General features: G+C 66.2%; 16 protein-coding genes and 1 tRNA gene. 3 read left to right on the top strand and 14 right to left on the bottom strand.

The features are described 5' to 3' along the window. The first annotated feature begins 237 nt into the window (after nt 1–237). Complete coding sequence (locus ACQEVM_RS04510; protein ID WP_433075192.1) at nt 238–894, top strand: hypothetical protein; 657 nt, start codon at nt 238–240, stop codon at nt 892–894. On the opposite strand, the gene tuf is transcribed toward ACQEVM_RS04510, so the two are convergent. From tuf to rpsL, 4 genes are all read right to left on the bottom strand, one after another. Next, a complete protein-coding gene (gene tuf / locus ACQEVM_RS04505; protein ID WP_053682624.1) occupies nt 884–2,077 on the bottom strand; it encodes an elongation factor Tu in 1,194 nt (397 codons plus the stop codon). The genes ACQEVM_RS04510 and tuf overlap by 11 nt on opposite strands. 150 nt (nt 2,078–2,227) lie before the next feature. Further along, on the bottom strand, nt 2,228–4,354 hold the full coding sequence (gene fusA, locus ACQEVM_RS04500; RefSeq protein WP_433075188.1) for an elongation factor G: 2,127 nt from the start codon (nt 4,352–4,354) through the stop codon (nt 2,228–2,230). A 39-nt stretch (nt 4,355–4,393) separates the two neighbouring features. Then, nucleotides 4,394–4,864, bottom strand: a complete 471-nt coding sequence (gene rpsG, locus ACQEVM_RS04495) for a 30S ribosomal protein S7 (RefSeq protein WP_433075185.1) — start codon at nt 4,862–4,864, stop codon at nt 4,394–4,396. A 2-nt stretch (nt 4,865–4,866) separates the two neighbouring features. Then, a complete protein-coding gene (gene rpsL, locus ACQEVM_RS04490; protein WP_007265893.1) occupies nt 4,867–5,238 on the bottom strand; it encodes a 30S ribosomal protein S12 in 372 nt (123 codons plus the stop codon). A 421-nt stretch (nt 5,239–5,659) separates the two neighbouring features. Here rpsL and ACQEVM_RS04485 point away from each other — a divergent pair, with 421 nt between their 5' ends. After that, entirely contained in the window at nt 5,660–7,141 is a 1,482-nt protein-coding gene (locus tag ACQEVM_RS04485) for a DUF6056 family protein (protein ID WP_433075181.1), read from the top strand. A 180-nt stretch (nt 7,142–7,321) separates the two neighbouring features. On the opposite strand, the gene ACQEVM_RS04480 is transcribed toward ACQEVM_RS04485, so the two are convergent. The 10 genes from ACQEVM_RS04480 to ACQEVM_RS04435 all read right to left on the bottom strand — a co-directional run bounded on the left by ACQEVM_RS04480 (nt 7,322) and on the right by ACQEVM_RS04435 (nt 20,662). After that, entirely contained in the window at nt 7,322–11,221 is a 3,900-nt protein-coding gene (locus tag ACQEVM_RS04480; RefSeq protein WP_433075178.1) for a DNA-directed RNA polymerase subunit beta', read from the bottom strand. Nucleotides 11,222–11,318: 97 nt separating this feature from the next. Then, nucleotides 11,319–14,801, bottom strand: a complete 3,483-nt coding sequence (gene rpoB / locus ACQEVM_RS04475; RefSeq protein ID WP_404132212.1) for a DNA-directed RNA polymerase subunit beta — start codon at nt 14,799–14,801, stop codon at nt 11,319–11,321. A gap of 595 nt (nt 14,802–15,396) precedes the next feature. Further along, nucleotides 15,397–15,780 (bottom strand): 50S ribosomal protein L7/L12, encoded by a 384-nt coding sequence (rplL, locus tag ACQEVM_RS04470; RefSeq protein ID WP_433075174.1) that lies wholly within the window; start codon nt 15,778–15,780, stop codon nt 15,397–15,399. Between the two features lie 110 nt (nt 15,781–15,890). Further along, nucleotides 15,891–16,421, bottom strand: coding sequence for a 50S ribosomal protein L10 (gene rplJ, locus ACQEVM_RS04465; protein WP_008739730.1), 531 nt, complete (start codon nt 16,419–16,421; stop codon nt 15,891–15,893). A 285-nt stretch (nt 16,422–16,706) separates the two neighbouring features. Next, nucleotides 16,707–17,576, bottom strand: a complete 870-nt coding sequence (locus ACQEVM_RS04460) for an LppX_LprAFG lipoprotein (protein WP_433075170.1) — start codon at nt 17,574–17,576, stop codon at nt 16,707–16,709. 209 nt (nt 17,577–17,785) lie between these two features. Further along, nucleotides 17,786–18,514 carry a 50S ribosomal protein L1 gene (gene rplA, locus ACQEVM_RS04455; RefSeq protein ID WP_266996557.1) on the bottom strand — a complete coding sequence of 243 codons (729 nt, stop codon included), beginning with the start codon at nt 18,512–18,514 and terminating at the stop codon, nt 17,786–17,788. An 86-nt stretch (nt 18,515–18,600) separates the two neighbouring features. After that, nucleotides 18,601–19,035, bottom strand: coding sequence for a 50S ribosomal protein L11 (gene rplK / locus ACQEVM_RS04450; protein WP_266934889.1), 435 nt, complete (start codon nt 19,033–19,035; stop codon nt 18,601–18,603). Between the two features lie 168 nt (nt 19,036–19,203). Beyond that, on the bottom strand, nt 19,204–20,118 hold the full coding sequence (gene nusG, locus ACQEVM_RS04445) for a transcription termination/antitermination protein NusG (protein WP_433075165.1): 915 nt from the start codon (nt 20,116–20,118) through the stop codon (nt 19,204–19,206). 84 nt (nt 20,119–20,202) lie between these two features. After that, the gene (gene secE / locus ACQEVM_RS04440) at nt 20,203–20,484 is read right to left on the bottom strand and encodes a preprotein translocase subunit SecE (protein ID WP_030298162.1); all 282 of its coding nucleotides are present in this window, start codon (nt 20,482–20,484) and stop codon (nt 20,203–20,205) included. 105 nt (nt 20,485–20,589) lie between these two features. Next, nucleotides 20,590–20,662 (bottom strand) — tRNA-Trp (locus tag ACQEVM_RS04435). Nucleotides 20,663–20,866: 204 nt separating this feature from the next. Between ACQEVM_RS04435 and ACQEVM_RS04430 the strand changes: the two genes are divergently transcribed. After that, nucleotides 20,867–22,093, top strand: a complete 1,227-nt coding sequence (locus tag ACQEVM_RS04430; protein WP_433075162.1) for a pyridoxal phosphate-dependent aminotransferase — start codon at nt 20,867–20,869, stop codon at nt 22,091–22,093. Nucleotides 22,094–22,097 lie beyond the last annotated feature (4 nt).

Here is a 22,097-nt window from a genome sequence, read left to right as displayed (position 1 = left end):
CGACCTGGTGGGCCTCGACGTCTGGTGCGAGTGCTCCGGAAGCGAAAGAACCACGCCAGACCCCTCCAGCCTCCCGCGGAGGGTGCGTCGCTCACACGAGTGGACTACGCCAACTGGGCAGGCCTGCAAGGGAGTTGTCGGGCACATTCTCGCCGCGACAACTCCAGACATGCGTCGGCCCCCGACGGGACTCGCAATCCCGGCGGGGGCCTACCAGCAAGGAAGTAGAGCTTCCCGATGGATGGCCAGAAGAGTACCGCCGTCGTGCGCACCCCCGGGCGGAATCCGGGCGACACCCCTCGATCAGGTGTCATCCACGTCAACGTCCGCCACACCCGGCGCTTCACCGTGGTCGGCAACCACCTCGCCCGGCACCCCGAGATGTCGCTCGTCGCGATCGGTCTCGCGGTCCACATCCAGTCGCTGCCGACGGGCGCCCGCATCGGCATCCTGGGCCTCGCCCCCCGCTTCCCCGAGAGCGAGTACCGCACCGCCGCCGCCCTGCGGGAGCTGGAGCTGCACGGGTACCTGGAGCGGACCCGCGTACGGCTCACCGGCGGCCAGGCCGTCACCCGGACCGTGTCCTACGACCGCCCCGGCTGCCTGGCCGAGGCCACGGAAGCCGGGACGGCGCCCCCGGCGCCCCCCGTGACACCCCCCGGCCACGCCCTCCTCCCCCGCCCCGGAAACCCCGGTCCAGGACGCAGCAGGGGCCCGACCCGCCGGCCGCCTGGCCCCAGCCCACCCCTTCCCCTTCGCACCGGGTACGGCTTCGCCCCGGGTACGACGAAGGGCTCCCTCCCCGACGCCGAAGCGTCGGGGAGGGAGCCCCTCTGTCAAACGTGGTGCCCGCTCTCGCGAGCCACCAGGTCAGACCGCGAAATTACTTCGTGATCTTGGTGACCTGGCCGGCGCCGACGGTACGACCACCCTCACGGATGGCGAACTTCAGGCCCTCTTCCATCGCGACAGGCTGGATGAGGTTGACCGTCATGTCGGTGTTGTCACCGGGCATGACCATCTCGGTGCCCTCGGGGAGGGTCACAACGCCCGTCACGTCCGTGGTACGGAAGTAGAACTGCGGGCGGTAGTTGTTGAAGAACGGGGTGTGACGGCCACCCTCGTCCTTCGACAGGATGTACGCGGCGGCCTCGAACTCGGTGTGCGGCGTGACCGAACCGGGCTTGATGATGACCTGGCCGCGCTCGACGTCCTCGCGCTTGATGCCACGGAGGAGCAGACCGACGTTCTCGCCCGCCTGGCCCTCGTCGAGCAGCTTGCGGAACATCTCGATGCCGGTGACCGTGGTGGTGGTCTTCTCCTGCTTGATGCCGATGATGTCAACGGTCTCGTTGACCTTCAGGACACCACGCTCGATACGACCGGTGACGACGGTGCCACGACCGGTGATCGTGAAGACGTCCTCGACGGGCATCAGGAACGGCTTCTCGGTGTCACGCGGAGGGGTCGGGATCGACTCGTCGACCGCGGCCATCAGGCCGAGAAGCTTCTCGCCCCACTCCTTGTCGCCCTCAAGAGCCTTGAGCGCGGAGACCTGAACGACCGGAAGGTCGTCGCCCGGGAAGTCGTACTCGGAGAGCAGCTCACGGACCTCGAGCTCAACGAGCTCCAGGATCTCCTCGTCGTCCACCATGTCGGCCTTGTTCAGCGCGACGACGATGTAGGGAACGCCGACCTGGCGGGCCAGGAGCACGTGCTCCTTGGTCTGCGGCATCGGGCCGTCGGTGGCGGCAACCACGAGGATCGCGCCGTCCATCTGCGCGGCACCCGTGATCATGTTCTTGATGTAGTCCGCGTGACCGGGGCAGTCGACGTGGGCGTAGTGACGCGCCTCGGTCTGGTACTCGACGTGCGCGATGGAGATGGTGATACCGCGCTGGCGCTCCTCAGGAGCCTTGTCGATCTGGTCGAAGGCCGAGGCCTCGTTCAGGTCCGGGTACGCGTCATGCAGCACCTTGGTAATGGCGGCCGTGAGGGTCGTCTTACCGTGGTCAATGTGACCGATGGTGCCGATGTTGACGTGCGGCTTAGTCCGCTCGAACTTCGCCTTCGCCACGGGGGTCCTCCTGGAGAGTGGTTCTGTACGCCTTACAGATCGGCGCCAGGTGATCTTTGCTGGATAGCCGGTTCCCCCGGGGCAGCGGGAGGTTTGCTCCTGTTGCCCCAGAGGCTCCGGTGACAAGCCTAAAGCGTGTACTCGGAAGAGTTACTCGCCCTTGGCCTTCGCGATGATCTCCTCAGCGACGTTCCGGGGAACCTCGGCGTAGGAGTCGAACTGCATCGAGTAGCTGGCGCGACCCGAGGTCTTGCTGCGGAGGTCTCCGACGTAGCCGAACATCTCCGAAAGCGGCACGAGGCCCTTCACGATGCGAGCACCGTGACGCTCCTCCATGGCCTGAATCTGGCCACGGCGAGAGTTGATGTCGCCGATGACCTCACCCATGTAGTCCTCGGGCGTGGTGACCTCAACGGCCATCATCGGCTCAAGGAGCACGGGAGAAGCCTTGCGCGCGGCCTCCTTGAAGGCCTGCGAACCGGCGATCTTGAACGCGAGTTCGGAGGAGTCGACCTCGTGGTAGCCACCGTCGAGAAGAATGACGCGGACGCCGGTCATCTCGTAGCCGGCGAGGATGCCGAACTTCATGGCTTCCTGCGCACCGGCATCCACGGAGGGGATGTACTCACGCGGGATGCGGCCACCGGTGACCTTGTTCACGAACTCGTAGGTCGCCTCGCCACCCTCGATGGGCTCGATCGCGATCTGCACCTTGGCGAACTGACCGGTACCACCGGTCTGCTTCTTGTGGGTGTAGTCGTGACGCTCGACGGTCTTGCGGATCGTCTCGCGGTAGGCCACCTGCGGCTTGCCGACGTTCGCCTCGACCTTGAACTCGCGACGCATGCGGTCGACGAGGATGTCGAGGTGAAGCTCGCCCATACCACCGATGATGGTCTGGCCGGTCTCCTCGTCCGAGTGAACCTGGAAGGAGGGGTCCTCCTCCGCGAGACGCTGGATGGCAACACCCAGCTTCTCCTGGTCACCCTTGGACTTGGGCTCGATGGCGACCTGAATGACCGGGGCCGGGAAGTCCATGGACTCCAGGATGACCGGGTTCTTGTCGTCACACAGCGTCTCACCGGTGGTGGTCTGCTTCAGGCCCATGACGGCGACGATGTCGCCGGCGCCCACCGAGTCGATCTCCTCACGCTTGTTCGCGTGCATGCGGTAGATCTTGCCGATGCGCTCCTTCTTGCCCTTGACGGAGTTCAGCACCGCGGTGCCGGCCTCCAGGCGACCGGAGTAGATCCGGACGAAGGTGAGCTTGCCGAGGTGCGGGTCGCTCGCGATCTTGAACGCGAGGGCCGACAGCGGCTCGGAGTCGGACGGCTTGCGCTTGACCACGGCCTCCGGGTCCTTGACGTCGTGGCCTTCGATGGCCTCGACGTCCAGGGGGGAGGGCAGGTAGCGCACGACGGCGTCGAGCAGGGGCTGAACGCCCTTGTTCTTGAACGCGGTGCCGCAGAACACGGGGGTGACGGTGGTGTCGCCGCCCTTGCCGGACGCGATGGTGATACGACGAACAGCGGCGTAGAGCTGCTCCTCGGTGGGCTCGACGCCCTCCAGGAACAGTTCCATCAGCTCTTCGTCGTTCTCCGCGACGGCCTCGACGAGCTTGCCGCGCCATTCCTCGGCGAGCTCGGTGTGCGAGGCGGGGATGTCGACGACGTCGTACATCTCGCCCTTGGAGGCTTCGGCGGACCAGACGAGGGCCTTCATGCGCACCAGGTCGACAACGCCCTGGAAGTCCATCTCGGCGCCGATCGGGAGCTGCATGACGATCGGGGTCGCGCCGAGGCGGTCCGTGATCATGTCAACGCAGCGGAAGAACTCGGCGCCGGTACGGTCCAGCTTGTTCACGAAGCAGATGCGCGGCACGCCGTAACGGTCGGCCTGACGCCAGACCGTCTCGGACTGCGGCTCGACACCGGCGACACCGTCGAAGACGGTGACGGCGCCGTCGAGGACGCGGAGCGAACGCTCCACCTCGACGGTGAAGTCGACGTGGCCCGGGGTGTCGATGATGTTGATGGTGTGGTCAACGTCTTCGAGGGGCCAGTGGCAGGTCGTCGCGGCAGACGTGATGGTGATACCACGCTCCTGCTCCTGCTCCATCCAGTCCATCGTGGCGGCGCCGTCGTGGACCTCACCGATCTTGTACGACACACCGGTGTAGAACAGGATGCGCTCGGTGGTGGTCGTCTTGCCCGCGTCGATGTGGGCCATGATCCCGATGTTGCGGACCTTGGCCAGGTCAAGCGAAGTGGTAGCCATAAGGCTTCGGTCTTCTCTCGGTCTCGATGTGGGGTGGGACTACCAGCGGTAGTGCGCGAAGGCCTTGTTGGACTCGGCCATCTTGTGCGTGTCCTCGCGCTTCTTGACGGCAGCGCCAAGACCGTTGGAGGCGTCGAGCAGCTCGTTCATGAGGCGCTCGGTCATGGTCTTCTCGCGGCGGGCGCGGGAGTAACCCACGACCCAACGCAGCGCGAGGGTGGCCGCACGACCGGGCTTGACCTCGATCGGCACCTGGTAGGTGGCGCCACCGACACGGCGGGACTTGACCTCGAGGGACGGCTTGACGTTCTCCAGCGCGCGCTTCAGCGTGATGACCGGGTCAGCGCCGGTCTTCTCGCGGAGGCCTTCCATGGCGCCGTAGACGATGCGCTCGGCGGTGGAGCGCTTGCCGTCCAGGAGGAGCTTGTTGATGAGCGACGTCACCAGAGGAGATGCGTAGACCGGGTCGATGATGACCGGGCGCTTCGGGGCGGGGCCCTTACGAGGCATTCTTACTTCTCCTTCTTGGCGCCGTAGCGGCTGCGGGCCTGCTTGCGGTTCTTGACAGCCTGCGTGTCAAGCGCACCGCGGATGATCTTGTAACGAACACCCGGCAGGTCCTTCACACGGCCACCACGCACGAGCACGATCGAGTGCTCCTGCAGGTTGTGCCCCTCACCCGGAATGTAGGCCGTGACCTCGATACCGGAGGTCAGACGCACACGCGCGACCTTACGGAGGGCCGAGTTCGGCTTCTTCGGGGTGGTCGTGAACACACGCGTGCAGACGCCACGGCGCTGGGGCGAAGCCTCAAGCGCGGGGGTCTTGGTCTTCTCGACCTTGTCCTGCCGGCCCTTCCGGACCAGCTGCTGGATCGTAGGCACTACTTCTCCGGTTTCTGTGTGCCGTGTAGTGAAACTAACCTGGAACTTCTCCGACCCACGCGGTCGGGTGTGTCGGATCCGGCGGACCTCCGTGCATGCACGGAAACGCTTGGATCGCGGTGGCTGATTCGTCCCTCGTGCGGTTGATGGACACGCACGGGAACCAGACACACCCCAGGCACAAGGTATGAGCGTACCTACCTCACTCACTCCGGTCAAAACAAATGCTCCCGGGCACCTTCGACGCAGGCCGACGACCTCCCGACCTGCGGACCGCCGCGCGGCGCGCCGAGGAGGTGAGAGCGACAGGGGCGCGAAGTCTAGACTTCTACCCGATCATCCCCGGTCCCAGACGCCGTTCTCGCCTCCTGTGGCACGGCGCGCGGCCGCCGCGGAACGGCCCCGTCGCGAAAGATCCCGAATGCCGCTCGATTCCATACGAGAACGCCTGCGTCCGCTCGTGGCGTACGCCGCAGTCGTCATCGCCCTCGCCGCCTCGGCCCTGCTGGCCGTCGGCGCCTTCCTGGGCCTCTACGTCCGCCCCACCTCGGATGACTGGTGCGCCGCCTGGAAGGCCCGCGACATGGGCATCTTCGGGATCACCGCCGACTTCTACAACACGCAGAACGGCCGGCTCACCAACGCCTTCATGAGCGGGATCGTCTACTCCGACGGAATCCTCGGCACGAAGGTCATGCCCACCCTCATCATCCTGACGATGGGCGCCGGCCTGGTGATGCTGGCCCGCGTCGGCCTGCGCGCGTTCGGCTGGCAGGTGCCGATCGCGGTGCTGATCGCGGCGTCCGTCGTGGTGACCGCCCTCTTCTCCTTCGCGGGCACCCGCAACTACCAGGCCCTGCTGTGGGCCCCGGCCACGATCTCGCACACGGTCCCCGCCATCATCGGCATCTGGGCCGTGCTCATCGCCGTCTGGGCCGGTCGTTCGGGCCGCGCCTGGCCGCGCCGCCTCGCCCTCGCCGCCGCCGTCCTGATCGGCTTCGGCATCGGCACCCTGAGCGAGCCCTTCACCATCGTGGGCGGGCTGTTCATGGGCGTGGCCATGCTGCTGAGCATCCCGAAGGTGGGCCTCGCCCGTACCTGGTGGTCGTTCACCTGGCTCGCCACGTACTGCGTCAGCAGCCTCGTCGGACTGGCCGTGCTGTACACCTCCCCCGGCGCGAAGTGGCGCCGCTCGGTGCAGCCGCCCTCCGACTCGGTGCTCTCCGGTAAGGCCCTGCGCAAGTCCTTCGAGGACTGGGGCAACATCTGGGACGCCATCGGCGGCCAGTGGGCCTACCTCGGTGCCGTCGCCGCGGGCCTCCTGATCGGTCTGGCCGTCGCCTACCTCTCCCCCGCGGGCGCCGAGCGCGTCACCGCGATCCCGGGCCGCCTGAAGGTGCTGCTGATCGTCCTGCCGGTGCCGGTCCTGATGCTCGCCTCGTTCGTGGTGGCCATGGCCCTGAACAACGGCTACGGCCCCACCGGCTGGACCTACGCGCGGACCTGGAACAGCTTCATGGTCCCGTTCCTGATGACCCTGTGCCTGTACGGGATCCTGGCCGGCCGCGCCATCGGCGTCCGGCTCGCCTCCGTCGACCGCGGCAGCCCGCTCCCGGGCGCCCTCGTCGTGGTCCTCGCCGCCGGGTTCACCGTCGCCTCCGTGGGCGCGCTCGTGCCCGCCGTGCAGGAGATGACCAAGGACACCGTCTACCGCTCCCTGGTGTGGGACAAGCAGGACGCCCGGATCCGCAAGGAGGTCTCCCGCGGTGCGACGGACGTGATGTACAAGCCGTCCTACATCGGGAAGCTCGCCGAGCCGTACTTCACCAAGAACAAGGACAAGGACTGGGTCGCCCAGTGCGTCTCCAAGTACTACGGCGTCGAGGACATCCACAAGCCCTGACACCCGGCCGTGCCCCCGGCCCGCGGCCGTCACCCGGCGCCCCCCGGACTCTCGGGGGGCGCCGGCGTCGTACGGCCCCCGTGCGGCCCCCGTACGGCCCCGGACGGGACGGCCGCCCACGAACACGAAGAAGCCCCCCGCCGCTCCTCTCGGAGCGACGGGGGGCTTTCTCGGTGACTCTTAGCCGTTGTACGGGCCGTAGTCGTAGTCCTCCAGCGGGACAGCCTGGCCGGAGCCGGTGCCGAAGGGCGAGTAGTCGATGTCGTCGTAGCCGACGGCCGAGTACATCGCGGCCTTGGCTTCCTCGGTGGGCTCGACCCGGATGTTGCGGTAGCGGGACAGACCCGTACCGGCCGGGATGAGCTTACCGATGATGACGTTCTCCTTGAGGCCGATCAGGGAGTCGGACTTGGCGTTGATCGCCGCGTCCGTCAGAACCCTGGTCGTCTCCTGGAAGGACGCCGCCGACAGCCACGACTCGGTGGCGAGCGAGGCCTTGGTGATACCCATCAGCTGCGGACGGCCGGAGGCGGGGTGACCGCCCTCGGTGACCACACGACGGTTCTCGGTCTCGAACTTCGACCGCTCGACCAGCTCGCCCGGCAGGAGCTCCGCGTCGCCGGACTCGATGATCGTCACGCGGCGGAGCATCTGCCGAATGATGATCTCGATGTGCTTGTCGTGGATCGACACGCCCTGCGAGTTGTAGACCTTCTGGACTTCGCCGACCAGGTGGACCTGGACCGCGCGCTGACCGAGGATGCGCAGCACGTCGTGCGGGTTGGTGGCACCCATGGTGAGCTTCTGGCCCACCTCGACGTGGTCGCCCTCGTGCACGATGACCTTGGCGCGCTTGGAGATCGGGAACGCCGTCTCCTCGCTGCCGTCGTCGGGCGTGATGACGATCTTCTTCGTCTTCTCGGTCTCCTCGATCCGCACGCGACCGGCGGCCTCGGAGATCGGGGCGACACCCTTCGGGGTACGGGCCTCGAAGAGCTCGACGACACGCGGCAGACCCTGCGTGATGTCGTCACCGGCCACACCACCGGTGTGGAAGGTACGCATCGTCAGCTGGGTACCGGGCTCACCGATGGACTGGGCGGCGATGATGCCGACCGCCTCACCGATGTCGACCAGCTTGCCGGTGGCGAGCGAGCGTCCGTAGCAGAAGGCACAGGTGCCGACCGCGGACTCACAGGTCAGGACCGAGCGGGTCTTGACCTCCTCGACGCCGTTCGCGATGAGGGCGTCGATGAGCACGTCACCGAGGTCCACGTTGGCCGGCGCGATGACCTTGCCGTCGATGACGACGTCCTCGGCCAGCATGCGGGCGTAGATGGAGGTCTCGACGTCGTCGGCCTTGCGCAGAACGCCGGCCTCGTCCTTGACACCGATCTTGAGCTTGAGGCCGCGCTCGGTGCCGCAGTCCTCCTCGCGGATGATGACGTCCTGCGAGACGTCCACCAGACGACGGGTGAGGTAACCCGAGTCGGCGGTACGCAGGGCGGTGTCCGCCAGACCCTTACGGGCACCGTGCGTGGAGATGAAGTACTCCAGAACGGTGAGGCCCTCACGGAAGGACGCCTTGATCGGACGCGGGATGGTCTCGTTCTTCGCGTTCGACACCAGACCACGCATACCGGCGATCTGTCGCATCTGCATCATGTTTCCTCGGGCACCCGAGTCAACCATCATGAAGATGGGGTTCGTCTTGGGGAAGTTCGCGTTCATCGCCTCGGCAACCTCGTTGGTCGCCTTGGTCCAGATCGCGATGAGCTCCTGCGTGCGCTCGTCCTTGGTGATCAGACCGCGCTCGTACTGCTTCTGGACCTTCTCGTCCAGCTCCTCGTAGCCCTTGACGATGGCCTTCTTGGCCTCGGGCACGACGACGTCGGAGATGGCCACGGTGACGCCCGAACGGGTCGCCCAGTGGAAGCCGGCCGCCTTGAGGTTGTCGAGCGTCGCCGCCACGATGACCTTGGGGTAGCGCTCCGCCAGGTCGTTGACGATCTCGGAGAGCTGCTTCTTGCCCACCGAGTAGTCGACGAACGGGTAGTCCTCGGGAAGCAGCTCGTTGAAGAGCGCGCGACCCAGGGTCGTCTTCAGACGGAAGCTGTCGCCCGGCTGGAACTCCTGCTCGCCTTCCTCGGCGACCGGCGCCACCCAGCCGCGCGGCGGGATGGTGCCCACCGGGAAGCGGATGTCGACGGCCGACTGGAGGGCCAGCTCGCCGTTGTCGAACGCCATGGTCGCCTCGGCCGTGGAGCCGAACGCGCGGCCCTCGCCCTTGACGTCACGGAGCTCGCCGTCGGTGGTGAGGAAGAACAGACCCAGCACCATGTCCTGGGTCGGCATGGTGACGGGACGACCGTCTGCCGGCTTCAGGATGTTGTTAGAGGACAGCATCAGGATGCGGGCCTCGGCCTGCGCCTCTGCCGACAGCGGCAGGTGCACGGCCATCTGGTCACCGTCGAAGTCCGCGTTGAACGCGGTGCAGACGAGCGGGTGGATCTGGATGGCCTTGCCTTCGACCAGCTGGGGCTCGAAGGCCTGGATGCCGAGGCGGTGCAGCGTGGGCGCACGGTTCAGCAGAACCGGGTGCTCCGCGATGACCTCTTCGAGCACGTCGTAGACGACCGTGCGGCCGCGCTCGACCATGCGCTTCGCCGACTTGATGTTCTGCGCGTGGTTCAGGTCGACCAGGCGCTTCATCACGAACGGCTTGAAGAGCTCCAGCGCCATGGCCTTCGGCAGACCACACTGGTGCAGCTTCAGCTGGGGACCGACGACGATCACGGAACGCGCGGAGTAGTCCACGCGCTTGCCGAGGAGGTTCTGACGGAATCGACCCTGCTTGCCCTTGAGCATGTCGCTCAGGGACTTCAGGGGACGGTTGCCGGGACCGGTGACCGGGCGACCACGACGACCGTTGTCGAAGAGGGCGTCGACGGCCTCCTGGAGCATGCGCTTCTCGTTGTTCACGATGATCTCGGGGGCACCGAGGTCGAGAAGGCGCTTCAGGCGGTTGTTGCGGTTGATCACACGGCGGTACAGGTCGTTCAGGTCGGAGGTCGCGAAGCGGCCACCGTCCAGCTGCACCATCGGACGCAGGTCCGGCGGGATGACCGGAACGCAGTCCAGAACCATGCCCTTGGGCTTGTTGCTGGTCTGCAGGAACGCGGAGACGACCTTGAGGCGCTTGAGCGCACGGGTCTTCTTCTGGCCCTTGCCGGTCCGGATGATCTCGCGGAGGCGCTCGGCCTCCTCCTCCAGGTCGAAGGACTCCAGGCGCTTCTGGAGCGCCGCGGCGCCCATGCAACCGTCGAAGTACGTGCCGAAGCGGTCACGCAGCTCGCGGTAGAGGAGCTCGTCGCCCTCCAGGTCCTGGACCTTGAGGTTCTTGAAGCGGGCCCACACCTCGTCGAGGCGGTCGATCTCGCGCTGGGCGCGGTCACGGAGCTGCTTCATCTCGCGCTCGGCACCTTCGCGCACCTTGCGGCGTACGTCGGCCTTCGCGCCCTCGGCCTCGAGCTCGGCCAGGTCGGTCTCGAGCTTCTTGGCACGGCCTTCGAGGTCCGCGTCACGGCGGTTCTCGATCTGCTGGCGCTCGACGGAGACGTGCGCCTCCAGCGACGGGAGGTCGCGGGTGCGACGCTCGTCGTCGACGAACGTGATCATGTACGCGGCGAAGTAGATGACCTTTTCGAGGTCCTTCGGCGCGAGGTCCAGCAGGTATCCGAGGCGCGACGGGACGCCCTTGAAGTACCAGATGTGGGTGACGGGAGCGGCAAGCTCGATGTGGCCCATCCGCTCACGACGCACCTTGGCGCGCGTGACCTCGACGCCGCAGCGCTCGCAGATGATGCCCTTGAAGCGGACACGCTTGTACTTGCCGCAGTAGCACTCCCAGTCCCGGGTCGGACCGAAGATCTTCTCGCAGAAGAGTCCGTCCTTCTCGGGCTTGAGGGTGCGGTAGTTGATGGTCTCCGGCTTCTTGACCTCGCCGTGCGACCAGGTTCGGATGTCGTCCGCGGTGGCAAGGCCGATCCGCAGCTCGTCGAAGAAGTTGACGTCGAGCACTGTGCGTCAATCCCTCTTTCGGGGTCGAGTCTCAATCATGGTCTGAACGGTCCCGGGGATGACGGGGGGCTCTTGAGCGAGCCCCCCGTCAGGCCCGTCAGACCTCTTCGACGCTGCTCGGCTCGCGCCGGGACAGGTCGATACCGAGCTCCTCCGCCGCGCGGAAGACGTCCTCGTCGGTGTCGCGCATCTCGATGGACATGCCGTCCGAGGACAGCACCTCCACGTTGAGGCAGAGCGACTGCATTTCCTTGATGAGCACCTTGAAGGACTCGGGAATGCCCGGCTCGGGGATGTTCTCGCCCTTGACGATGGCCTCGTAGACCTTCACGCGGCCGGTGACGTCATCGGACTTGATGGTCAGCAGCTCCTGGAGGGCGTAAGCGGCGCCATAAGCCTCGAGCGCCCACACCTCCATCTCACCGAAGCGCTGGCCACCGAACTGCGCCTTACCACCCAGCGGCTGCTGCGTGATCATCGAGTACGGACCGGTCGACCGAGCGTGGAGCTTGTCGTCGACCAGGTGGTGGAGCTTGAGGATGTACATGTACCCGATGGAGACCGGGTCCGGGAACGGCTCGCCGGAGCGGCCGTCGAACAGACGCGCCTTGCCGGACGGGAGGACCAGGCGGTCACCGTCACGGTTCGGGATGGTGTGCTCGAAGAGGCCGGCGAGTTCGTCCTCACGGGCACCGTCGAACACCGGGGTGGCGACGTTGGTACCGGGCTCGACGCGGTCGGCACCGATGACCTTCAGTCGCTCGGCCCATTCCTCGGCGAGACCGGAGACGTCCCAGCCGCGGCTGGCGAGCCAGCCGAGGTGGATCTCCAGGACCTGTCCCGGGTTCATTCGGGACGGGACACCCAGGGGGTTCAGGATGATGTCGACCGGCGTGCCGTCCTCAAGGAAGGGCATGTCCTCGATCGGAAGGATCTTGGAGATGACACCCTTGTTGCCGTGGCGGCCGGCGAGCTTGTCACCGTCGGTGATCTTGCGCTTCTGGGCGACGTAGACGCGGACCAGCTGGTTCACGCCCGGAGGAAGCTCGTCGCCCTCCTCGCGGTCGAAGACGCGGACACCGATGACCTTGCCGATCTCACCGTGAGGAACCTTGAGCGAGGTGTCACGCACCTCGCGGGCCTTCTCACCGAAGATCGCGCGGAGCAGGCGCTCCTCCGGGGTCAGCTCGGTCTCACCCTTGGGCGTGACCTTGCCGACCAGGATGTCGCCGGCGACGACGTCCGCACCGATGCGGATGATGCCGCGCTCGTCGAGGTCCGCGAGGACCTCCTCGGAGACGTTCGGGATGTCCCGGGTGATCTCCTCGGGGCCCAGCTTGGTGTCACGGGCGTCGACCTCGTGCTCCTCGATGTGGATCGAGGAGAGGACGTCGTCCTGCACGAGGCGCTGCGACAGGATGATCGCGTCCTCGTAGTTGTGACCTTCCCAGGGCATGAACGCCACGAGCAGGTTCTTGCCGAGGGCCATTTCGCCCTCTTCGGTCGCGGGACCGTCGGCGAGGACCTGGGACTCGATGATCCGGTCACCCTCGTTGACGATGACCTTCTGGTTGACCGAGGTGCCCTGGTTCGAGCGGGAGAACTTCGCGACGCGGTACGTGGTGTACGTGCCGTCGTCGTTGGCGACGGTGATGTAGTCGGCCGAGACCTCCTGGACCACACCGTCCTTCTCCGCACGGATCGAGTCACCGGCGTCGACGGCGCAGCGGTACTCCATGCCGGTGCCGACGAGCGGCGCCTCCGCCTTGATGAGCGGAACGGCCTGGCGCATCATGTTCGCGCCCATGAGGGCACGGTTGGCGTCGTCGTGCTCCAGGAAGGGGATCATCGCGGTCGCGACGGACACCATCTGGCGCGGGGAGACGTCCATGTAGTCGACGTCGTCGCCGGCGATGTAGTCGATCTCGCCACCACGACGGCGAACCAGCACGCGGTTCTCGGTGAAGCGCATGTCGTCGGACAGGCCGGCGTTGGCCTGGGCGATGACGAAGCGGTCTTCCTCGTCGGCGGTCAGGTAGTCGACGTCGTCGGTGACGACACCGTCGATGACCTTGCGGTACGGGGTCTCGACGAAGCCGAACGCGTTGACGCGGCCGTAGGACGCGAGCGAGCCGATCAGACCGATGTTCGGGCCTTCAGGGGTCTCGATCGGGCACATGCGGCCGTAGTGCGACGGGTGCACGTCACGGACCTCGAAGCCGGCCCGCTCACGGGAGAGACCACCCGGGCCAAGCGCCGACAGGCGTCGCTTGTGGGTGAGACCCGACAGCGGGTTGTTCTGGTCCATGAACTGCGACAGCTGGCTGGTGCCGAAGAACTCCTTGATGGAGGCGACGACCGGCCGGATGTTGATCAGGGTCTGCGGCGTGATCGCCTCGACGTCCTGAGTCGTCATGCGCTCGCGGACGACGCGCTCCATGCGCGCCAGACCCGTGCGGACCTGGTTCTGGATGAGCTCGCCGACGTTGCGCAGACGACGGTTGCCGAAGTGGTCGATGTCGTCGGTCTCGACGACGATCGAACGGCCGGACTCGCCGGTCGTCTCGGTCTCACCGGCGTGCAGCTTGACCAGGTACTTGATGGTCGCGATGACGTCGTCGGTGGTCAGCACACCGGCGTCGAGCGGCTCGTCGGCGCCGAGCTTCTTGTTCACCTTGTAGCGGCCGACCTTGGCGAGGTCGTAGCGCTTCGGGTTGAAGTAGAGGTTCTCGAGCAGCGTCTGAGCGGCCTCGCGGGTCGGCGGTTCGCCCGGACGCAGCTTGCGGTAGATGTCGAGCAGCGCGTCGTCCTGGCCCTGGGTGTGGTCCTTCTCCAGGGTGGCGCGCATGGACTCGTACTCGCCGAACTCCTCGAGGATCTGCTCGGTGGTCCAGCCGAGAGCCTTCAGGAGGACGGTGACGGACTGCTTGCGCTTGCGGTCGATGCGGACACCGACCATGTCGCGCTTGTCGATCTCCATCTCCAGCCAGGCACCCCGGGAAGGGATGATCTTGGCGGCGAAGATGTCCTTGTCGGACGTCTTGTCGATGGAGGAGTCGAAGTAGACACCGGGGGAACGGACAAGCTGCGACACGACGACACGCTCGGTGCCGTTGATGACGAAGGTGCCCTTGTTGGTCATGAGCGGGAAATCGCCCATGAAGACCGTCTGAGACTTGATCTCTCCGGTCTCGTTGTTCGTGAACTCGGCAGTGACGAACAGCGGAGCCGCGAACGTGAAGTCGCGGTCCTTGCACTCGTCGACAGAGTTCTTCGCCGGCTCGAAACGGTGGTCGCGGAAGGTCAGCGACATCGACCCGGAGAAGTCCTCGATCGGCGAGATCTCCTCGAAGATCTCTTCCAGACCGGACTTGGTGGGGACGTCCTGTCCACTCTCAAGCGCCGACTCGACGCGAGACTTCCAGGCCGCGTTCCCGAGCAGCCAGTCAAAGCTCTCGGTCTGCAGCGCCAGGAGGTTCGGAACCTCGAGGGGCTCCTTGATCTTTGCAAAGGAGATGCGCAGCGGGGCAGTGCTGGCACCGTTGTTCGTATTGGTCGAGGCGTTGCGCGAGGCGGCCAAGAGGGGGTCCTTCCGAGGGCTCGGACTCACTACGCGCGTACCGGTCCCAGCCGACACAGAAGACGGAAGCCCTCGACCTGGCCGAAAGACCAGGTCAGAACGGATCAATCAAGTGTGCTGAAGCGTGGGCATGCCCCTGGCGACGGGCAGGGGGCAGCTAACAGGCAGCGCAAAGGGTCAGTGTAGCCACTCGGCTCACTGATGTCCAGACCAGGTTTCCGGAAACCGGCAACAGGCCTTCCCCGTGTCGTTTAAAAACCAACCCTGCATCCAACGCTGCGGCGCTCTCGTACACAGAGCGCGTATCAGTACTGCCCTCTTCGTAGTCGATCCATGCCTCGGATCGTCGATCCTCGCCTCGGATCACCGGAGCGAGCCGACCCATCTCACGACGGGACTGAGAATTGCGCGCCACCGGCCGTTCGTCAAGGCCCCCTGCTCCGAGCGGATCATCTCCGGACCCTGCTTCGAGGCAACGAAGATCACCCTACTCCCCAGCGAGACCAGGGCAAGTCAGGCGCTCCGGGTACACCAAAGGGCGACCACCCGTACGGGTGATCGCCCTTGGAAGAGGCTTCAGAGAGCCTCTGAGGTGTTACTTGACCTCAACGCCCGCGCCGGCGGCCTTGAGGGACTCGGCGGCCTTCTCAGCGGCCTCCTTGGCGACCTTCTCGAGGACCGGCTTCGGAGCGCCGTCGACGAGGTCCTTGGCCTCCTTCAGACCCAGCGAGGTCAGCTCACGCACGACCTTGATGACCTGGATCTTCTTGTCGCCGGCACCGGTGAGGATGACGTCGAACTCGTCCTGCTCCTCGACGGCCTCGGCAGCGGCGCCCGGGCCGGCCGGACCGGCAACGGCGACGGCCGCGGCGGCGGTGACGTCGAACTTCTCCTCGAACGCCTTCACGAACTCGGAGAGCTCGATGAGGGTGAGCTCCTCGAACTGGGCGAGGAGTTCGTCCTGGGTGAGCTTCGCCATGATGGGCGATCCTTCCACTAATTCGGCAGGTGCCGGATGTATTGAGAGGCGGGCGTAACGGCCCGCTACGACCCACGCACTAGGCGGCGTGGATCAGTGCGCGAGCCGAATTACTCGGCACCGCCCTGCTCGGCGAGCTTGACGCGAAGCGCTTCCGCGGTGCGGACGAACTTCGACGGCAGCGCCTGGAAGAGCGAGGCAGCCTGAGACTGCTTGCCCTTGAACGCGCCGGCCAGCTTGCTGAGCAGAACCTCGCGGGACTCGAGGTCCGCAAGCTTCTTGATCTCATCGGCGGTGAGCGCCTTACCATCAAGGACACCCGCCTTGATGATGAGGTTCGGGTTGTCCTTGGCGAAGTCACGCAGGCTCTTCGCCGACTCCACCGGGTCACCGGTGATGAAGGCGACCGCGGTCGGACCAGCGAAGTGCTCGTCCAGCGCGGTGATCCCGGCCTGGTTGGCCGCAATCTTGGTCAGCGTGTTCTTCACCACGGCGTACTGGGCGTTCTCACCGAGCGAACGACGCAGCGTCTTGAGCTGCGCCACGGTGAGACCCCGGTACTCGGTCAGCACGGCGGCGTTCGAGCTCTGGAACGCGTCCTTGAGCTCGGCTACCGCGGCAGCCTTGTTGGGCGTCGGCATAGCGCTTCGGCCTCCTTCCGGGTGATGAGGACCGCTCAGAAGGGGCTGAACAACAAGAACGCCCCGGCGCAAGCGCACGGGGCGTAGCTCAACCGGATGACTCCGGGAACTTTCCACGAACACCTGCGCAGGACGTCCGCATTCAGCGGATCCTTCGGCCACCGCACCCTTGCGAGCACGGCAACGACCAGCGGTCTTTGGCTTCCGGGGAATCGTACGTGAACCAGACGTTGTCAAGCAAATCCGCTCGGGAGCAGCTCGTACGGCAGGTCCGGGAGGGGCCGATCAGCCCTGCTCGCCGCCGTCCTTCATCATCTCGGCCAGGTCCATGACCTGGTCGGCCGGCGGGGCGGCGATCTCGACCGGCTTGTTGAAGTCGAGGAACTTGATGGTCATGTCCATCGGGCCCTTGGTTCCAGTGCCGCGGGTGCGGACCTGCTTGGTGTGGTCCTGCTCGTCGATCCACATGTCCACGGTCAGGCTCTTGATGCCCTGGTCCTCCAGCGCCTTGACGGACTTCTCCCGGCGCTCCTTCTCCTCCGGGGTACCCGTCGCGGACGAGGCCCGCACCTTGTCCACGGGGACGGTGCCGACGAGGTGCCGCGTCTTCACTCCGTCAACGGTCTCGTCGCCGAGGGACTTGAGGTCCTCGGCCTTGAGCAGCGCGTCGGCCTTGTCGCCCGGGTTCTCGGTCTGTGAGCTCTGACCGAGGCCTTCCAACTTCTTCGCGGACTCGGCGCCCATCGCCTTCATGTCGAACTTCATCCACTTGCCCTCGCTGCCCATGTACATGGCACCGTCCAGCAGGCGGATCTCGACCGACTCGGCACCACCCGTGGCGCCGGGGGCGGCCATCTTCATGGCCATGGCCACCGTGGGCTTCATGCGCAGGGAGACCTCGCCGGAGATCTTCTCGCCCATGGCGCTCCCGGACATGGTGTAGCGAAGCGAGGTGAACTCCTCGGACTTCTTCTTCACCTTCTCCAGGTACGCGGCCGGCGTCACCTCGACGGCGGCCTTGGACGGCGCCGAGGCGGCCGGGGCCGCCGGCTTGGCCGCTCCGTCCTTCTTGCCGTCCTCACACGCCGTGGCCCCACCCACGAGCAGGACGGCGGCCAGGACGGCGCCGGCGGTCTTGTTGCGGTGTACGAGCATGGAGTCCCCACCCCTGATGTAATTGTTCGATTAATTTCGACCATACGTGCTGCGTTCTGCCGTCGTGGTGCGTATTTCCCGCAATCCGTGCAGGTGTGACGTGCTCCACAGAAGTCAGGAAAAAACGGAACGGGCCCCTCGGATCCCGTGAGGGAGCCGAGGGGCCCGTTCTGTCGTTCAGCGAGCCCGAGGGCTCAGAGCCGTGAGGCTCAGACCGCGGCCGGGTCTTCCTCGACGAGGAGGTTGCGGGTGCGGTTCGAGTCCAGCTGGATGCCGGGACCCATCGTGGTGCTCAGGGCGGCCTTCTTGATGTAACGGCCCTTCGCGGCGGACGGCTTCAGACGAAGGATCTCGTCCAGGGCCGCGCCGTAGTTCTCGACGAGCTGCTCATCGGAGAAGGAGACCTTGCCGATGATGAAGTGCAGGTTCGAGTGCTTGTCGACGCGGAACTCGATCTTGCCACCCTTGATCTCGGTGACAGCCTTGGCGACGTCCATCGTGACGGTGCCGGTCTTCGGGTTCGGCATGAGGCCACGGGGACCGAGCACGCGGCCGAGGCGGCCGACCTTGCCCATGAGGTCCGGGGTGGCGACAACGGCGTCGAACTCGTTGAGGCGGTTGCCCTTCGCGATCTCGTTGATCAGCTCGTCGTCGCCGACGATGTCGGCGCCGGCGGCTTCCGCGGCCGCAGCACGGTCACCGGTCGCGAAGACCAGGACCCGGGCGGTCTTGCCGGTGCCGTGCGGGAGGTTCACGGTGCCGCGGACCATCTGGTCGGCCTTGCGCGGGTCTACACCCAGGCGGAAGGCGACCTCGACGGTGCTGTCGAACTTGGTGGCGGAGGTCTCCTTGGCGAGACGGACGGCCTCGAGCGGGGCGTACTGCTTCTCCCGGTCGATCTTGGCGTCCGCAGCGCGGAGAGTCTTGCTGCGCTTCACTTCTGCTCCTGTGTTGTGGCTTCAGGCATGGAGTCGTGGTGCGGACCAGCGCTTGGCCCTACCACTGGTGGTGCTGGGTGGCTGGATCAGCCTTCGACCGTGACGCCCATCGAACGCGCGGTGCCGGCGATGATCTTCATCGCGGCGTCGACGTCGTTGGCGTTGAGGTCGGGCATCTTCAGCTCGGCGATCTCGCGGACCTGGGCGCCGGTGAGCTTGGCGACCTTGGTCTTGTGCGGCTCGCCGGAGCCCTTCTCGATGCCCGCGGCCTTCAGGATGAGGCGCGCGGCCGGCGGAGTCTTGGTGATGAAGGTGAAGGAGCGGTCGTCGTAGACCGTGATCTCCACCGGCACGACCATGCCACGCTGCGACTCGGTCGCGGCGTTGTAGGCCTTGCAGAACTCCATGATGTTGACGCCGTGCTGACCGAGCGCGGGGCCGACCGGCGGAGCCGGGTTGGCCGCACCGGCCTTGATCTGGAGCTTGATAAGCCCCGTGATCTTCTTCTTCTTGGGAGGCATTGCTCTCTCCGGGTCCTAGTGAGAGTTTTCGCCTTCATCCGGTCATCCGGATGGAGGCATACCGCACCACGATAACGGGTATCGGTGCGAGGCTAAAAACCGAGCAGGTCAGACCGCCCTTTTCGGGGCGATCTGACCTGTTCGAAGCAGTTGTTCAGAGGAACGTGATCAGTTCTTCTGGATCTGGTCGAAGCTGAGCTCGACCGGGGTCTCGCGGCCGAAGATCTCGACGAGACCCTTGACCTTCTTCGAGTCCGGGTTGATCTCGTTGATCGTCGCCTGCAGCGTCGCGAACGGTCCGTCGGTGACGGTGACCGAGTCGCCGACCTCGAAGTCCAGGACCTCGATCGTGCGCTTGACGGCCGGCGCGGGCAGGCCCGCGGCCTCGGCGGCGGCCTTGTCGGCCTTCTCCTTGGCCTCCGGCGCGAGCATCTTGAGGATCTCGTCCAGGGTCAGCGGGTACGGGTCGTAGGCGTTGCCGACGAATCCGGTGACACCGGGGGTGTTGCGGACGACGCCCCAGGACTCGTTCGTCAGATCCATGCGGACGAGAACGTAACCGGGCAGCTTGTTCTGCCGGACGTTCTTGCGCTCGCCGTTCTTGATCTGGACGATCTCTTCCTCGGGCACCTCGGCCTGGTAGATGAACTCCTCGACGTTCAGCGAGACGGCGCGCTGCTCCAGGTTCGCCTTCACGCGCTTCTCGTAGCCCGCGTAGGTGTGGATCACGTACCACTCGCCCGGCAGGGAGCGCAGCTCCTGGCGCAGGGCCTCGGTGGGGTCGACCGGCTCGGCGGGCTCGACCTCGGCGGCCTCTTCGGCAGCCTCGTCGTCCTCGGCCTCTTCGGCGTCCTCGTCGGTCTCGACGTCGTCGGTGGCCTCTTCGGCCTCCGCGTCGTCCTCGGCCTGCGCGTCAACCTCGTCCTCGACGTGCAGCGCGGCCTCTTCGGCGGCGGCACCCGCCTCGGCGACGGCGAGTTCGGCTTCGTCGGGGTCCACGGCGTCTGCAGCCTCGACGATGTCGAGCTCGTCCTCGACGGACTCGACGGAGTCGGGGCTCACGTTCAGGTTCGGGTCAGACACGGTGGCTGCTTCTTCCTGGATACAAAAGGTGGTCGAACATGCGAAAACGGGCGGCACCCATCAAGGCGCCGCCCTCCGCGGGGATCAGCCGAAGACGAACTTGATGGCTTCCTGGAACCCATAGTCAATCACGGTCACCAGACCGATCATGATGACGACGAAGACAATCACCACAGTGGTGTACGTCGTGAGTTGGTTGCGGGTCGGCCATACAACCTTGCGGAGTTCCGCGACGATCTGGCGGTAGAACAGCGCGAGCCGGCCCAGAGGGCCCTTCTTGCCGCGCTTGCCGCCCTTGCGGGCCTTCTTCTCGCGAGTGTCGTCCTCGGCGTCAGGCATGTCGATGGAGCCCAGGGCGTCCGTCACGTCTCTCACCTGAATCCGGGTCGTGGCCGTAGCCGCGCCCGGTTGCGCCGCACGGCGTTGCATCGAAGTACGTACCTGCGCACACGTCCGAGACGGAGTGTGAAGCAGGGCCGGAGGGACTCGAACCCCCAACCGCTGGTTTTGGAGACCAGTGCTCTACCAATTGAGCTACGACCCTTTGCGTTCCCCAACCTACCGCATCCGAGCGAGTGCACGGAGTGCGCACGCTTTGGAGCTGTCGGCGAGGTCCAACGACAGGTGAGCATACGTGCTCCCGGCCCTGACGTCGAACAGAAGCCGCCGGGAAGGGCGTCCGGATCTCGTTCGTCCGGTACCTGAAACGGTGTGCGGCGCTTCCGGGCCGTCTGGGACGATTGGACCCATGACCTCTGCAACGCCTTCCTCCGAGCGCCGGGTGTCCGCCCGTATCGGCGCCATTTCCGAGTCCGCCACCCTCGCCGTGGACGCCAAGGCCAAGGCCCTCAAGGCCGCCGGGCGTCCGGTGATCGGCTTCGGCGCCGGCGAGCCCGACTTCCCGACGCCGGACTACATCGTCGAGGCCGCTGTCGAGGCCTGCCGCGACCCGAAGAACCACCGTTACACGCCGGCCGGCGGTCTGCCCGAGCTGAAGGCCGCCATCGCCGCGAAGACGTTGCGCGACTCCGGCTACGAGGTCGACGCCTCCCAGATCCTGGTGACCAACGGCGGCAAGCAGGCGATCTACGAGGCGTTCGCGGCCATCCTCGACCCGGGTGACGAGGTCATCGTCCCGGCTCCGTACTGGACCACCTACCCCGAGTCGATCCGCCTGGCGGGCGGCGTCCCGGTGGAGGTCGTCGCCGACGAGACCTCCGGCTACCGGGTCTCGGTCGAGCAGCTGGAGGCCGCGCGCACCGAGCGCACCAAGGTCGTCCTCTTCGTCTCCCCGTCCAACCCGACGGGCGCCGTCTACTCCGAGGCCGACGCCGAGGCGATCGGTCGCTGGGCCGCCGACAAGGGCCTGTGGGTCCTGACGGACGAGATCTACGAGCACCTGGTCTACGGCGACGCGAAGTTCGTCTCGCTGCCGGCGATCGTTCCCGAGCTGGCCGACAAGTGCATCATCGTGAACGGCGTCGCCAAGACGTACGCGATGACGGGTTGGCGCGTGGGCTGGATCATCGGCCCGAAGGACGTCGTCAAGGCCGCGACCAACCTCCAGTCCCACGCCACCTCCAACGTCTCCAACGTGGCGCAGGTCGCGGCGCTGGCCGCCGTGTCCGGCAACCTGGACGCGGTCCACGAGATGCGCGTCGCCTTCGACCGCCGCCGTCAGACGATCGTTCGGATGCTGAACGAGATCGACGGCGTGTTCTGCCCGACGCCCGAGGGCGCCTTCTACGTGTACCCGTCGGTCAAGGACGTGCTCGGCAAGGAGATCCGCGGCAAGCGCCCGCAGACGTCCGTCGAGCTGGCCGCGCTGATCCTCGACGAGGTCGAGGTCGCGGTCGTCCCGGGCGAGGCCTTCGGCACCCCGGGTTACCTCCGTCTCTCGTACGCCCTGGGCGACGAGGACCTGGTGGAGGGCGTGTCCCGGATCCAGAAGCTGCTGGCGGAGGCCACGGCCTAGTCCT

This window comes from Streptomyces sp. CA-243310 (assembly GCF_050936775.1).
Classification (GTDB): Bacteria; Actinomycetota; Actinomycetes; order Streptomycetales; family Streptomycetaceae; genus Streptomyces.
The sequence above is the reverse complement of the archived record's forward strand: the minus strand, read 5'-3'. Positions and strand labels throughout refer to the sequence as shown.